This is a genomic window from Flagellimonas sp., assembly GCF_965222555.1.
Classification (GTDB): Bacteria; Bacteroidota; Bacteroidia; order Flavobacteriales; family Flavobacteriaceae; genus Flagellimonas.
The window spans coordinates 2,142,358-2,155,929 of record NZ_CBDCUG010000005.1; the positions used below are offsets into that span (position 1 = coordinate 2,142,358).

At 39.6% G+C, this 13,572-nt stretch carries 17 protein-coding genes and 1 pseudogene; 17 read left to right on the top strand and 1 reads right to left on the bottom strand.

Translation table 11 applies throughout. From position 1 onward, the window contains the following. Window positions 1-17: 17 nt before the first annotated feature. Window positions 18-3,269: a SusC/RagA family TonB-linked outer membrane protein gene (locus ACOQO1_RS17980; RefSeq protein ID WP_420604260.1), complete on the bottom strand. Its 3,252-nt coding sequence runs from the start codon at window positions 3,267-3,269 to the stop codon at window positions 18-20. Window positions 3,270-4,114: 845 nt separating this feature from the next. On the opposite strand from ACOQO1_RS17980, the gene rpsL reads away from it, so the two are divergent. The 17 genes and pseudogenes from rpsL to rplE all read left to right on the top strand — a co-directional run bounded on the left by rpsL (window position 4,115) and on the right by rplE (window position 13,572). Next, window positions 4,115-4,489 carry a 30S ribosomal protein S12 gene (rpsL, locus tag ACOQO1_RS17985; RefSeq protein ID WP_031445118.1) on the top strand — a complete coding sequence of 125 codons (375 nt, stop codon included), beginning with the start codon at window positions 4,115-4,117 and terminating at the stop codon, window positions 4,487-4,489. Window positions 4,490-4,495: 6 nt separating this feature from the next. Next, on the top strand, window positions 4,496-4,972 hold the full coding sequence (rpsG, locus tag ACOQO1_RS17990; protein WP_097047024.1) for a 30S ribosomal protein S7: 477 nt from the start codon (window positions 4,496-4,498) through the stop codon (window positions 4,970-4,972). An 8-nt stretch (window positions 4,973-4,980) separates the two neighbouring features. Continuing rightward, a complete protein-coding gene (fusA, locus tag ACOQO1_RS17995; RefSeq protein ID WP_420604261.1) occupies window positions 4,981-7,107 on the top strand; it encodes an elongation factor G in 2,127 nt (708 codons plus the stop codon). A gap of 12 nt (window positions 7,108-7,119) precedes the next feature. After that, the gene (gene rpsJ, locus ACOQO1_RS18000; protein WP_007094989.1) at window positions 7,120-7,425 is read left to right on the top strand and encodes a 30S ribosomal protein S10; all 306 of its coding nucleotides are present in this window, start codon (window positions 7,120-7,122) and stop codon (window positions 7,423-7,425) included. Between the two features lie 160 nt (window positions 7,426-7,585). Continuing rightward, on the top strand, window positions 7,586-8,203 hold the full coding sequence (gene rplC, locus ACOQO1_RS18005) for a 50S ribosomal protein L3 (protein WP_420604262.1): 618 nt from the start codon (window positions 7,586-7,588) through the stop codon (window positions 8,201-8,203). After that, complete coding sequence (rplD, locus tag ACOQO1_RS18010; RefSeq protein WP_420604263.1) at window positions 8,203-8,832, top strand: 50S ribosomal protein L4; 630 nt, start codon at window positions 8,203-8,205, stop codon at window positions 8,830-8,832. The genes rplC and rplD overlap by 1 nt, the downstream gene beginning before the upstream one ends. Window positions 8,833-8,839: 7 nt before the next feature. Next, window positions 8,840-9,130, top strand: coding sequence for a 50S ribosomal protein L23 (rplW, locus tag ACOQO1_RS18015; RefSeq protein WP_420604264.1), 291 nt, complete (start codon window positions 8,840-8,842; stop codon window positions 9,128-9,130). A 9-nt stretch (window positions 9,131-9,139) separates the two neighbouring features. Then, window positions 9,140-9,964, top strand: a complete 825-nt coding sequence (gene rplB / locus ACOQO1_RS18020) for a 50S ribosomal protein L2 (RefSeq protein WP_420604265.1) — start codon at window positions 9,140-9,142, stop codon at window positions 9,962-9,964. A 12-nt stretch (window positions 9,965-9,976) separates the two neighbouring features. Next, the gene (gene rpsS, locus ACOQO1_RS18025) at window positions 9,977-10,255 is read left to right on the top strand and encodes a 30S ribosomal protein S19 (RefSeq protein WP_097047030.1); all 279 of its coding nucleotides are present in this window, start codon (window positions 9,977-9,979) and stop codon (window positions 10,253-10,255) included. A gap of 7 nt (window positions 10,256-10,262) precedes the next feature. Beyond that, complete coding sequence (gene rplV / locus ACOQO1_RS18030; protein ID WP_420604266.1) at window positions 10,263-10,670, top strand: 50S ribosomal protein L22; 408 nt, start codon at window positions 10,263-10,265, stop codon at window positions 10,668-10,670. A gap of 8 nt (window positions 10,671-10,678) precedes the next feature. After that, a complete protein-coding gene (rpsC, locus tag ACOQO1_RS18035) occupies window positions 10,679-11,395 on the top strand; it encodes a 30S ribosomal protein S3 (RefSeq protein WP_073181012.1) in 717 nt (238 codons plus the stop codon). 20 nt (window positions 11,396-11,415) lie between these two features. Continuing rightward, window positions 11,416-11,834 (top strand): annotated as a pseudogene (gene rplP, locus ACOQO1_RS18040) (50S ribosomal protein L16). A gap of 18 nt (window positions 11,835-11,852) precedes the next feature. Continuing rightward, entirely contained in the window at window positions 11,853-12,044 is a 192-nt protein-coding gene (gene rpmC, locus ACOQO1_RS18045; protein ID WP_097047033.1) for a 50S ribosomal protein L29, read from the top strand. 13 nt (window positions 12,045-12,057) lie between these two features. Continuing rightward, complete coding sequence (gene rpsQ, locus ACOQO1_RS18050) at window positions 12,058-12,318, top strand: 30S ribosomal protein S17 (RefSeq protein WP_073181006.1); 261 nt, start codon at window positions 12,058-12,060, stop codon at window positions 12,316-12,318. 2 nt (window positions 12,319-12,320) lie between these two features. Then, a complete protein-coding gene (gene rplN, locus ACOQO1_RS18055; RefSeq protein WP_055397059.1) occupies window positions 12,321-12,689 on the top strand; it encodes a 50S ribosomal protein L14 in 369 nt (122 codons plus the stop codon). Window positions 12,690-12,703: 14 nt separating this feature from the next. Continuing rightward, a complete protein-coding gene (gene rplX, locus ACOQO1_RS18060) occupies window positions 12,704-13,018 on the top strand; it encodes a 50S ribosomal protein L24 (protein WP_420604267.1) in 315 nt (104 codons plus the stop codon). A gap of 2 nt (window positions 13,019-13,020) precedes the next feature. Continuing rightward, entirely contained in the window at window positions 13,021-13,572 is a 552-nt protein-coding gene (rplE, locus tag ACOQO1_RS18065; protein WP_420604268.1) for a 50S ribosomal protein L5, read from the top strand.

Sequence of the window (13,572 nt, forward strand, 5' to 3'; positions counted from 1 at the left end):
TTTCATAGTTTTTATTCTTAGAATGATGCTTTTACACTAAGTCCGTATCTTCTTGAACTTGGTCCGTTAAGGAAGTCAAATCCAAAACCGTTACCAACTCCAGTACCTGAAGTGTTGGGGTCAAAGTTTGCACCCTTGGGAGTGTTTATCGCTCTGTACCAAAGGTTGTTTCCTGATACAGTAAACGTAAGTGATCCAAATGGCGTTTTATCCAAGAACTTAGATGGCAAGCTGTAGCTTAAAGAAGCTTCTTGCAATCTTACTGTGGTAGCATCATACACTTGTAGTTCACTTGGGCCAAATAAAAGGTTACTAAAGAAATACGTAGAGTTGTTGATCTGTCTGTTGTTGACATTTCCGTTTGCATCTACACCTGGAAGGATAAAAGTATTCTCCCTGTCAATAGTTTCAGTAATCAATCCTCTACCCAACAATGTTGAAATTGTTGAAGAATAAACATCACCTCCTTGAGTATAATTCCACTGGAATCCTAAGGTGAAGTTTTTGTAGGAGATACTGTTTCTTACGTTAGCTACCCAATCTGGATTTGGATCTCCGATGATACCATCATTTGGTGCTTGAACGTAGTTACCATCAGCACCTACAACAAAATCTCCGTTGGCATCTCTAAGTATCTGGCTTCCGAAGAAAACACCTAATGGCTCTCCTTCAATAGCTGCATTACCAAGGTTTGAGAAACCTGAGTAAACTACTTGATCAGTATCAAGACCTAGGTCAGTTACTGTAGTTTCATAAGCAGTGAAGTTCAAATTTGTACTCCAATCAAAAGCACCTTCTTCTTTAGCTCTGAACCAATTTACACCTAAGTCAATTTCAACCCCTTCTGATTCAATCTCACCAATATTGGTAGCGGTTACAGTAAACCCAGATGCTGGATCTAGTGGTCTGTCCAAAATCAAATCATTGGTCTTTCTCTGGTAAATAGATGCATCCAATGTAATTCTGCTATCCCACCATCTAGATTCAATACCTATCTCAATCTCTTCCAAAGTTTCTGGTTGTAGATTAGGGTTACCAAGTCTAAATCCTGTGGTGTTTGTTACGATGTTTCTACCAGTTGCATCTTGAACATCTTGAGTATCCAAGGTCAAAGTACTTGCAATTGGATATGCTGATGTTAGTACGTCAAAGTTTGCAGAAACCCCGATACCACCACGAATCTTCAAGTAGTTCAGTACGTTTTCAGATTTCAGACCATCAATTGCAGCTGTTGGTATGAAAGATACACTTGCACTAGGGTAGAACTGAGAGCGATTCTCTTTTGAGAAATTAGATACCCAGTCATTTCTTGCTGCAAGAGTTAAGTAAAGGAAATTGTCATAGTCAAAATCTGCTTGAGCGTAAACCCCTGCGATATTTCTTTCAGTAAATGATTCAATCTCATTTTGGTTCAAGAAGTTGAAGTGTCTAAGTACTCCAAAAACTTGCTGCCCATCACTGGCAACACCGTTTTGGTTAAATACTTCACGTCTTGTAGTAGCACCTACGTTAAAAGTAGAACCAATTTTTTCTGTGATATCATAATCCCCGTTCAATACAAGGTTGTGGTCCCAAATAGTGTTGGTGTTATTCCAAGTTTCATAAACACCACTTGCCAATCTAACATCTCCACTATTACTGTTAACCCCACCTTTATTCTGGAAGTTGGTGTTTCCTTCACTATAGACATCAATACCAGCACGATAAACAATGTTTAAGTTATCGTTTAGCTCGTACTGTACAGTTGCCTGTCCAAATACCCTGTTGGTCTCTTGGTTTGTCTCAGCATTTGCCACAGTCCATAGTGGGTGCTGGATAGAGTTGTTCTGTCTGTAGTAGACACTTCCACCGGTAATTGGATCTTGGAAAGGAAGTCCTTGAATATCGATACTTCTTGGTGTAAACCAAAGGTCACCGAACACGGAAGAACCAGTACCGGTTGAACCGTTACCCTGGCTCAATGCAACCGGAGGTGAAATAAACTTTGTTCTTGCAAAGTTCAAGGTTCCGTTTACGGTGAACTTGTTAGATAATATTGCTCTACCACCAACAGATAGTGTGTTACGAGTAACACTGTTGTTAGGGGTAAACCCATTATCCTTAAGATAACCGTAGTTCATGTTGTATCCGACCTTTCCATCATCTGAAGTTCCTCTTACGTTAATAGAGGTGTTGGCCACTGTACCAGTTTTGAAGAAATTCTTCACACTGTCGTAAGGTCTCCAATCGTAACGTGCACCCTGAAATTCTGGGAATGCAGCCTGAATGGCAGCTGTAGAAGTAGAATATGGGTGAGCCAATGTGGCATTGTCATCAATTGCAGCTTGGTTTGCATATCCAGATGCTCCGTCTCTAGCAAATGCAGGTCCCCAGTTACTGAAGAACCATCCAAAAGATTGGTCAAAACCGTTACCGTAAACATCCTGATATTCTGGTAATGAAGCAATCTCATTGAAAAACATTGAAGAATTGACAGTGATTTCAGTCTTCTTAGGACCTTGGCTTGAGGAACCACCTTTAGTGGTAATCAAGATAACACCGTTCCTACCTTGTGATCCATAAAGCGTTGCTGCTGCAAGACCTTTAAGAACGTTTACACTTTCAATACTGTTTGGATCTAAATCCAAAAATCTACTGGAACCGTTGTTACCGTTAATGAAATCTTGACGAGATCCATTTCTACCGGATGGGTTGGTATCAGTACTAAAAGGAACACCATCAACGATAAATAACGCCTGGTTACTACCACTAAATGTTGTTTGCCCCCTAATGATGATATTTGTACCGGAACCGGAAAGACCACTTTGTTGTGTAATCTGTACCCCTGAGGCTTTTCCTTGAAGTACCCTTGCAACATCACCTTCGGGACGCTGCTCAAGATCTTCGGAACCTACTTCGGTAACAGCATAACCCAATGCTTGTTTCTCCCTTTTAATACCAAGGGCCGTTACCACAACTTCTTCAAGAGCTTGTGCGTCCTCTTCCATTTGAACGTTGATTACGTTCTCCGCACCAATAACCCTTCTTGCGGCTTTTTGACCTATATAGGTAAAAAGTAGTGCTTGACCTTGACTTGCGCTGATAGCGTAATTTCCATCAAAATCTGTTTGAGTACCGTTTGTGGTACCTTCAACGACAATGTTGACTCCAGGTAGCGGAAGCCCATCGGCATCCGTAACTGTACCTGTAATCGACTTGTCTTGCGCAAAGGAAATTTGCACAACAAACGCCAATAACAGCGTTAACAATCCATTAAGTTTTGTTCTCATTTTAAAATTATTTGAATTAGCTAGGCGCTAAAATCATAATTTCATGTTAATAATCCAAACTAATTTTACTAAAATTTTAAGCCGTTGTTAGCAAATGGAGCGACCCCGAAATAAAAATCGTCAGTTGTTGACTGTTCAATTTCGGGTATTGATATTCATTGTGATTGGTTTTTTTGAGCAAATAAAATGTGTTATATATTTCCAAAATGAAAGGGAGGAGTGTTGCAGTTATAAAAAAAACCTTCTTTTTAATCGGAAAAACACAATTTCTGGTTAAGGTGTACTTTGGCTGAATTCCATCTGGGTTTAATAGGATTACTATACCTTAATATATATAGGGGTAAATATTGCTGATTTTTTAACAAGGTCACTGACGTCTTTTATCCTTATGTTGAAATCTTAACAAAAAGTTAAAAATTTTTATGGGCACAATAGGGAATGTGGTCGGATTTTTTTGGTGATAGAATTGTTTTGTTGAGCTCATTGTGACCTTGAAGATGTAGAGGTGTCATACACTGAGTTAATTTGAGGTTTTTATCTTAACTGAATGGTGGTTGCATTTTAACGATAATTATGGTGAGGTCATCCTAATATAACTTTTAATGTAAAAGATTGGGTTTATAAATTGATTGCTGATAGTTATAAATATGGATGCAATTGTATGAGTTGCCTTCGTTCTGCAAAACATTTGGAGCTAAGATCCTTGAAGTCCTTTAATTTGGAGTGTAATTTTGGATTTTTGGGATGGATTTTAAATTTGATCTTATAGGATTTGAATTATTCCAAATTATCATTACATTTGCAGCCCTCAAAAAGAGGGTTATTTTTATTTAATAGAAATTTTAATGCCAACAATTTCACAATTAGTACGAAAAGGAAGAGTCACAATTACCAAGAAGAGTAAATCGGCTGCTTTGGATTCGTGTCCTCAAAGACGAGGGGTGTGTACGCGTGTTTATACGACTACGCCAAAAAAACCAAACTCTGCAATGCGTAAAGTTGCAAGGGTTAGGCTTACAAATGGTAAGGAAGTAAACGCATACATCCCTGGTGAAGGTCACAACCTCCAAGAGCACTCGATAGTATTGGTTAGAGGTGGTAGAGTAAAGGATTTGCCAGGGGTTAGATATCATATCGTCCGCGGCGCATTGGATACTGCAGGTGTTGCAGGTAGAACACAGCGTAGATCAAAATACGGTGCAAAACGTCCTAAAAAATAAGAAGAGATGAGAAAAAGACAGGCGAAGAAAAGACCATTATTACCGGATCCAAGGTTTAACGACCAGTTGGTTACGCGTTTTGTAAACATGATGATGTGGGATGGTAAGAAGTCAGTTGCTTTTAAGGTTTTTTATGATGCAATTGATATCGTTGAAGAGAAAAATACTGACGAAGAAAAAACTGCTTTGGAGTTGTGGAAAGATGCACTTTCCAATGTAATGCCACATGTTGAGGTAAGAAGTAGAAGAGTGGGTGGTGCTACATTTCAGATTCCAATGCAAATCCGTCCAGACAGAAAAATCTCAACCGCAATGAAATGGTTGATTAGTTATGCAAGAAAGCGTAATGAAAAATCAATGGCACAAAAATTGGCTGCAGAAGTTTTAGCTGCTGCAAAAGAAGAAGGTGCTGCGGTTAAGAAAAGAGTGGATACCCACAAAATGGCGGAAGCAAACAAAGCATTCTCTCACTTTAGATTCTAGTTGGTAAAATGGCAAGAGATTTAAAATATACAAGGAATATTGGTATTGCAGCTCATATTGACGCTGGAAAAACCACTACTACAGAACGTATTCTTTTTTATACTGGTGTAAGTCATAAAATTGGTGAGGTACATGATGGTGCCGCTACCATGGACTGGATGGAGCAAGAGCAAGAGCGTGGTATTACCATTACCTCTGCTGCTACAACATGTACATGGCAATTCCCAACTGAGAATGGGAAACCAACTGCTGATGCAAAAGGATACCACTTTAATATTATTGATACTCCCGGACATGTTGACTTTACCGTTGAGGTAAACCGTTCATTACGTGTTTTGGATGGATTGGTCTTCTTGTTCAGTGCGGTTGATGGTGTTGAGCCTCAATCTGAAACGAACTGGAGATTGGCCGATAACTATAAAGTGCCTCGAATAGGTTTCGTGAACAAAATGGACCGTCAAGGATCTAACTTCTTGATGGTGTGTAACCAAGTTAAAACCATGCTTGGTTCCAATGCAGTTCCTATTGTTCTGCCTATTGGTGAGGAAGCTGACTTTAAAGGTATTGTTGACCTTGCTAAGAACAGGGCAATTGTATGGCATGATGAGAACTTTGGTTCTACATTCGATGTTATCGACATTCCAGAAGACATGAAAGCCGAGGTTAAGGAGTACAGAGCTGCTTTGATCGAAGCTGTTGCGGAATATGATGAGGAGTTGATGGAGAAATTCTTCGAAGATGAAGATTCCATTACTGAAGAAGAAGTGCATGCTGCATTAAGAGCTGCTGTTATGGATAGAGCTATCATTCCAATGGTTTGTGGTTCTTCATTTAAGAACAAAGGAGTTCAGTTTTTATTGGATGCTGTTTGTCGTTACTTGCCATCTCCTATAGATAAGGATGATATTGTAGGTACTGATCCAAACACTGGAAACGAGATTACAAGAAAACCAGACCCAAAGGAGCCATTCTCTGCTTTGGCATTTAAGATTGCTACGGATCCTTTTGTTGGTCGTTTGGCATTCTTTAGAGCATATTCAGGTCGTTTGGATGCAGGTTCGTATATCTTGAACAATCGTTCAGGTAAAAAAGAACGTATCTCACGTATATACCAGATGCACTCTAACAAGCAAAATGCTATTGAGTATATAGAAGCTGGTGATATTGGTGCGGCTGTTGGATTTAAGGATATTAAGACTGGTGATACCATGTCTTCAGAGAAACATCCTATCGTACTTGAAAGTATGGATTTCCCTGATCCTGTAATCGGTATCGCGGTTGAGCCTAAAACTAAGGCTGATGTGGATAAATTGGGTATGTCTTTGGCAAAATTGGCTGAAGAAGATCCTACATTCCAGGTAAAAACGGATGAGGCGTCTGGCCAGACCATTATTTCTGGTATGGGTGAGCTTCACTTGGATATTATTGTTGACCGTTTGCGTCGTGAGTTTAAGGTTGAGGTGAACCAAGGTCAACCTCAGGTTGAGTACAAAGAAGCGATTACACAATCTGCTGATCATAGAGAAGTCTACAAGAAGCAGTCTGGTGGTCGTGGTAAGTTTGCGGATATTGTCTTTACTATGGAGCCTGCTGGTGAAGAAGTGGTTGGATTAGAGTTTGTGAACTTGATCAAAGGAGGTAATATTCCTAAAGAATATATCCCATCTGTTGAAAAAGGATTCAAAGAGGCTATGAAAAATGGTCCTTTGGCCGGATTTGAGATGGATAGTATGAAGGTTACTTTAAAGGATGGTTCTTTCCACCCAGTGGATTCAGATTCACTTTCCTTTGAATTGGCTGCAAAAATGGGATACAAAGCTGCTGCTAAGTCTGCTAGATCAGTATTGATGGAGCCTATCATGAAGATTGAGGTGTTGACACCAGAAGAAAACATGGGTGATATTGTTGGTGATCTTAACAGACGTAGAGGAACTATTAGCGATATGAGTGATAGAGCTGGTTCCAAAGTAGTTAAAGGAGAAGTGCCTTTGTCAGAAATGTTCGGTTATGTAACTTCATTAAGAACATTGTCATCTGGTAGAGCAACTTCAACCATGGAATTTTCGCACTATGCAGAAACTCCAACCAATATTGCAGAAGAAGTCATTAAATCAGTAAAAGGAGTAACCGCTTAATTTTTCAGCAAGATGAGTCAAAAAATTAGAATAAAACTTAAATCTTACGATCACAATTTGGTGGATAAGTCTGCTGAGAAGATTGTTAAGACAGTTAAGACAACAGGTGCTGTGGTTACTGGACCAATTCCATTGCCAACGCACAAAAAGATATTTACAGTTTTGCGTTCACCGCACGTGAACAAGAAATCGAGAGAGCAATTTCAGTTAAGTTCATACAAGAGATTGCTTGATATTTATAGTTCTTCTTCAAAAACTATTGATGCTTTAATGAAATTAGAGCTTCCAAGTGGTGTAGAAGTCGAAATAAAAGTATAAATTTGCACGCCTTTTGAAAGAAAGGTGGACATGTCCGGAGCTGCGTGCGATGGAAAAACGGGAAAAAGAAAAAATCTGGGTCACAGAATCTTTTCTTTGACCCAATTTTTTTGCCAAGCAATTGGCACTTGAAAAAGTAAACAATTAATAATTAATATTTATGTCTGGGTTAATAGGTAGAAAAATCGGTATGACCAGCATCTTCGACGAGAATGGAAAAAATGTTCCATGTACCGTTCTTGAAGCTGGACCATGCGTGGTTACCCAAGTCAGAACCGAAGAGGTGGACGGGTACAGTGCCCTTCAACTTGGTTTCGATGACAAGGCAGAAAAACGTGCAAACAAGGCCGAGTTAGGTCATGTTAAAAAAGCAGGTGCTTCTCCAAAGAAGAAAGTCGTTGAGTTCCGGGATTTTGAAGGTGAATTCAAATTAGGTGATACCGTTGGTGTTGACCTATTTGTAGAAGGTGAATTTGTTGATGTAATTGGTACATCAAAGGGAAAAGGATTCCAAGGGGTTGTTAAGCGACATGGTTTTGGTGGAGTTGGACAGGCAACCCACGGTCAGCACAATAGATTGAGAGCTCCTGGTTCTATTGGTGCAGCATCTTACCCTGCCCGCGTTTTCAAAGGAATGAAAATGGCCGGTAGAATGGGTGGTGAAAGAGTAACAGTTCAAAACTTGAGAGTATTGAAAGTGGTTCCAGAGAAAAACCTTATCGTAGTAAAAGGTTGTGTTCCTGGTCACAAGAATGCTTACGTAACAATTGAGAAGTAATGAAGGTTGCAGTTTTAGATATTAAAGGAAAAGAAACAGGTAGAAAGGTTGACCTTTCTAAGGATGTTTTCGGAATAGAACCCAATGAGCATGCTATCTATTTGGATGTAAAGCAATATTTGGCGCACCAAAGACAAGGTACACACAAAGCAAAAGAAAGAGCTGAGATTGCAGGTAGTACCAGAAAGATCAAAAAGCAAAAAGGTACTGGTACCGCAAGAGCGGGTAGTATCAAGTCTCCTATTTTTAGAGGTGGTGGTAGAATCTTTGGCCCAAGACCAAAGGACTACACCCAAAAATTGAACAAAAATGTGAAGCGTTTGGCTCGTAAATCAGCGTTGACATTAAAGTCAAAAGAGAAAGCGATTACGGTTGTTGAGGACTTCAATTTTGAAGCACCGAAGACCAAAGATTTTGTTGCTTTTTTAACCTCTTTGGGAATAGAAAATAAAAAGTCTCTTATCGTGTTGGGCGATTCAAATAATAATGTATATTTGTCGTCGCGCAATTTGGAGCGTTCTGAAGTTGTAACTAGCTCAGAATTAAGCACTTACAAGATAGTTAACGCTGGAAATGTTGTGCTTACTGAAAGTGCTTTGGAAGGAATAGAATCGAACCTAAAGAAATAAGAAAATCATGAGTGTGTTGATAAAACCAATCATTACGGAAAAAATGACCGCGGATAGCGAGCTTTTCAATCGTTATGGTTTCTACGTTGACCCAACGGCCAATAAGCTTCAGATCAAGGATGCGGTTGAGGCTACTTATGGTGTTTCTGTGGAAAAGGTAAGAACCATGAACTATGGTCCAAATCGTAAGAGTCGTTATACAAAAACAGGAATCCAACACGGAAAAACAAATGCTTTGAAGAAAGCAATTGTTGATGTGGCGGAAGGTGATATTATTGATTTTTACAGTAATCTATAAAGACGAGAAATGTCAGTTAGAAAATTAAAACCGATAACCCCTGGACAGCGTTTTAGAGTAGTAAACGGATTTGACGCGATTACTACTGATAAGCCGGAGAAAAGCTTGCTTGCTCCGTTAAAAAAGTCGGGTGGTAGGAACAGTCAAGGAAAAATGACCATGCGCCATAGAGGTGGAGGTCATAAAAGAAGGTATCGTGTTATCGATTTCAAAAGAGATAAGCAAGGAGTTGATGCAAAAATTGTGTCAATCCAGTACGATCCCAACAGAACTGCATTTATCGCTTTGGTTGAATACAAAGATGGTGAAAAGAGATATGTGGTTGCGCAAAATGGAATGCAGGTAGGTCAGAAGATTTCTTCTGGTTCAAAAGCTGCTCCAGAAATTGGAAATGCACTTCCTTTAAGTGAGATTCCATTGGGTACCATTATTTCTTGCATTGAGCTAAGACCAGGTCAAGGTGCTGTTATGGCGCGTAGTGCTGGTACATTTGCTCAGCTAATGGCAAAGGATGGAAAATTCGTTACCATTAAATTGCCTTCTGGTGAAACACGTATGATTTTGGCCAATTGTTTGGCCACTATTGGAGCTGTTTCCAACTCTGATCACCAATTGTTGGTATCTGGTAAAGCAGGTAGAAGCAGATGGTTGGGTAGAAGACCAAGAACTAGACCGGTAGCTATGAACCCTGTCGATCATCCAATGGGTGGTGGTGAAGGTAGAGCTTCTGGAGGTCATCCAAGATCTAAGAACGGTATTCCTGCAAAAGGATTTAGAACACGTTCCAAGACAAAAGACACCAATAGATATATCATAGAACGTAGAAAGAAATAAAAGAAAAAGTAAATGGCACGTTCATTAAAAAAAGGACCTTACGTTCATCATAGTCTGGAAAAGAAAGTCCAGAACAATATAGATTCAGGTAAGAAAACGGTTATCAAAACATGGTCTAGAGCCTCAATGATAACGCCAGATTTCGTAGGACAAACCATAGCTGTACACAACGGGAGACAATTTGTTCCTGTATATGTTACTGAGAATATGGTGGGTCACAAGCTTGGAGAATTTTCACCAACACGATCTTTTAGAGGTCATGCGGGAGCTAAAAACAAAGGTAAAAAGTAAGTAAGCTATGGGAGTTCGTAAAAGACAAATGGCCGAAAGGTTAAAAGAAGAGAAAAAGCAGCTTGCTATTGCAAAGTTGAACAACTGCCCAACATCACCAAGAAAAATGCGTTTGGTCGCTGACTTGGTAAGAGGAAAGCGGGTTGAGATGGCTCTTGCAATTTTAAGATTCAATCCTAAGGAAGCTTCAAGAAAATTGGAAAAATTGCTACTTTCTGCAATTGCCAACTGGGAAGCTAAAAATGAGGAGGCCAATATCGAGGATGCTGATCTTATCATTAAGGAAATCCGTGTGGATGGTGGAACAATGTTGAAAAGACTACGTCCTGCGCCGCAAGGAAGAGCACACAGAATTAGAAAACGTTCCAACCATGTTACCATGATCTTGGAAGCCAATAACAACGTTCAAAGCTAGAGTATAATATGGGACAAAAGACCAATCCGATAGGAAATCGCTTAGGAATAATCAGAGGATGGGAATCTAACTGGTACGGCGGAAACGATTACGGCGATAAGCTGGCTGAGGATGATAAAATAAGAAAATATATCCATGCGCGTTTGGCAAAAGCAAGTGTGTCAAGGGTAATTATCGAGAGAACCTTAAAATTGATCACCATTACCATTACCACGGCCAGACCTGGTATTATCATTGGTAAAGGTGGACAAGAGGTTGATAAGCTTAAGGAAGAACTTAAGAAAATCACCAACAAAGAGGTTCAGATCAATATTCATGAAATCAAGAGACCTGAATTGGATGCCAATTTGGTTGCTGCTAGTGTTGCAAGACAGATTGAAAGCAGAATTTCATACAGACGTGCCATTAAAATGGCCATTGCCGCTGCAATACGTATGAATGCGGAGGGTATCAAAATTCAGATTTCTGGACGTTTGAACGGTGCTGAAATGGCACGTTCGGAATCTTACAAAGAAGGAAGGATTCCTTTGTCTACTTTCCGTGCAGATGTTGATTATGCTTTGCATGAAGCACACACAACTTACGGAAGATTGGGTATCAAAGTTTGGATCATGAAGGGAGAAGTTTACGGTAAAAGAGAACTTTCCCCACTAGTAGGATTGTCCAAAGGTCAAGGTAAAGGCGACAAGCGTGATGGTAAGAAACCACAACGTCGTAGAAAGTAATAAGATAAAGTAAAGGTAAAATGTTACAGCCAAAAAGAACAAAATTTCGTAAAGCCCAGAAGGGGCGTATGAAAGGGAACTCGGGAGAGGACACCAACTTTCCAATGGAATGTTCGGTATCAAATCTTTGGATTCCCACTTCATTACCTCCCGTCAAATAGAGGCTGCGCGTATTGCTGCGACAAGGTATATGAAAAGGCAAGGTCAGTTATGGATTAAAATATTCCCGGACAAGCCTATCACAAAGAAACCTCTTGAAGTGCGTATGGGTAAAGGTAAGGGTGCTCCTGAATATTGGGTAGCTGTTGTTAAGCCTGGAAGGATTATGTTCGAAGTTGCAGGGGTTCCTATGGACATTGCAAAGGAAGCATTGAGACTTGCAGCGCAAAAACTGCCTGTGAAAACCAAGTTTATCGTAGCTAGAGATTATTCCGCTTAATTTTTAATTGAAAAGAAGATGAAACAATCAGAAATAAAAGAACTTTCAATTGAAGAGCTAAAGGAAAAGCTGACCGATTTTAAAAAGCAACATGCTGACTTAAAAATTGCGCACTCAGTAACACCTTTGGAAAATCCTTTACAAATTAGAAAGACAAGAAGGACGGTAGCGAGACTTGCAACAGAATTAACTAAAAGGGAAGTACAATAATTGGTTTTGCCTTATGGAAGATAAAAGAAATTTAAGAAAAGAAAGAATAGGCGTTGTTACCAGCAGCAAAATGGAAAAATCCATTGTAGTTTCTGAGGTAAAGCGAGTAAAACACCCTATGTACGGTAAGTTCGTCTTGAAGACCAAGAAATATGTTGCCCATGATGAAAAGAATGATTGCAACGAAGGTGATACCGTTAAAATAATGGAAACCCGACCATTGAGCAAGACTAAATGTTGGAGGTTGGTTGAAATCCTTGAAAGAGCTAAATAATTATGTTACAGCAAGAATCTAGATTAAAGGTTGCGGACAATACAGGTGCAAAAGAAGTTTTGACCATCCGCGTACTTGGAGGAACAAAAAGAAGATACGCTTCATTGGGAGATAAAATTGTTGTTACCGTTAAGGAGGCAGCACCCAATGGAACGGTAAAAAAAGGTTCTGTTTCAACAGCTGTTGTGGTTAGAACAAAGAAGGAAGTAAGAAGACCAGATGGATCTTACATCCGTTTTGATGACAATGCCTGTGTTTTGCTGAATCCAACAGGTGAAATGAGAGGAACTAGGGTTTTTGGACCAGTGGCCAGGGAACTTAGGGACAAGCAGTTCATGAAGATTGTTTCATTAGCTCCAGAGGTGCTTTAAAAGAAATATCAGAAATGATGAAGTTGAAAATTAAAACAGGGGATACGGTTAAGGTCATTGCGGGAGACCACAAAGGCACTGAAGGGAAAGTACTTCAGGTAGACCGTGAAAAGAACAAGGCCGTTGTGGAAGGTGTGAACACCGTTTCCAAGCACGAAAAGCCAAGTGCAAAAAATCCTCAAGGTGGAATAGTGAAAAAGGAAGCTCCTATCCATATCTCCAACCTTTCGTTGATCGATCCAAAATCTGGTGAGGCCACACGAGTAGGTTATGAAGAGAGAGATGGAAAGAAAGTTAGGTTTGCCAAAAAATCCAATGAAGTAATTTAGTTATGAGTTACATTCCAAGATTAAAGAAAGAATATAAGGAGCGTGTTGTAAAGGCACTATCCGATGAATTTGGTTACAAAAATGTAATGCAGGTTCCTAAATTGGAAAAGATAGTTGTTAGCCGTGGTGTTGGCGCTGCAGTGTCCGATAAGAAACTTATTGACCATGCTGTTGAGGAGTTGACGAATATCACGGGTCAAAAAGCTATCGCTACACTTTCCAAAAAAGACGTTGCATCTTTCAAATTGAGAAAAGGTATGCCAATTGGTGCCAAAGTAACGCTCAGAGGAGAAAGAATGTATGAGTTTTTGGACAGATTGATTACTTCTGCCCTTCCAAGGGTGCGTGATTTTCAAGGAGTAAGAGCTACCGGATTTGATGGAAGAGGAAATTACAACCTTGGTGTTACCGAGCAAATCATTTTTCCAGAGATCAATATTGACAAAATCAACAGAATTAACGGAATGGATATCACATTTGTTACTTCTGCAGAAACAGATAAAGAAGCAAAATCATTGTTAACCGAATTGGGAGTACCCTTTAAAAAGAACTAA

Coding starts and splice junctions, on each gene's coding strand:
- ACOQO1_RS17980 (WP_420604260.1), bottom strand. CDS start 3,269: ATGAGAACAAAACTTAATGGATTGTTAACGCTGTTATTGGCGTTTGTT.
- rpsL (WP_031445118.1), top strand. CDS start 4,115: ATGCCAACAATTTCACAATTAGTACGAAAAGGAAGAGTCACAATTACC.
- rpsG (WP_097047024.1), top strand. CDS start 4,496: ATGAGAAAAAGACAGGCGAAGAAAAGACCATTATTACCGGATCCAAGG.
- fusA (WP_420604261.1), top strand. CDS start 4,981: ATGGCAAGAGATTTAAAATATACAAGGAATATTGGTATTGCAGCTCAT.
- rpsJ (WP_007094989.1), top strand. CDS start 7,120: ATGAGTCAAAAAATTAGAATAAAACTTAAATCTTACGATCACAATTTG.
- rplC (WP_420604262.1), top strand. CDS start 7,586: ATGTCTGGGTTAATAGGTAGAAAAATCGGTATGACCAGCATCTTCGAC.
- rplD (WP_420604263.1), top strand. CDS start 8,203: ATGAAGGTTGCAGTTTTAGATATTAAAGGAAAAGAAACAGGTAGAAAG.
- rplW (WP_420604264.1), top strand. CDS start 8,840: ATGAGTGTGTTGATAAAACCAATCATTACGGAAAAAATGACCGCGGAT.
- rplB (WP_420604265.1), top strand. CDS start 9,140: ATGTCAGTTAGAAAATTAAAACCGATAACCCCTGGACAGCGTTTTAGA.
- rpsS (WP_097047030.1), top strand. CDS start 9,977: ATGGCACGTTCATTAAAAAAAGGACCTTACGTTCATCATAGTCTGGAA.
- rplV (WP_420604266.1), top strand. CDS start 10,263: ATGGGAGTTCGTAAAAGACAAATGGCCGAAAGGTTAAAAGAAGAGAAA.
- rpsC (WP_073181012.1), top strand. CDS start 10,679: ATGGGACAAAAGACCAATCCGATAGGAAATCGCTTAGGAATAATCAGA.
- rpmC (WP_097047033.1), top strand. CDS start 11,853: ATGAAACAATCAGAAATAAAAGAACTTTCAATTGAAGAGCTAAAGGAA.
- rpsQ (WP_073181006.1), top strand. CDS start 12,058: ATGGAAGATAAAAGAAATTTAAGAAAAGAAAGAATAGGCGTTGTTACC.
- rplN (WP_055397059.1), top strand. CDS start 12,321: ATGTTACAGCAAGAATCTAGATTAAAGGTTGCGGACAATACAGGTGCA.
- rplX (WP_420604267.1), top strand. CDS start 12,704: ATGATGAAGTTGAAAATTAAAACAGGGGATACGGTTAAGGTCATTGCG.
- rplE (WP_420604268.1), top strand. CDS start 13,021: ATGAGTTACATTCCAAGATTAAAGAAAGAATATAAGGAGCGTGTTGTA.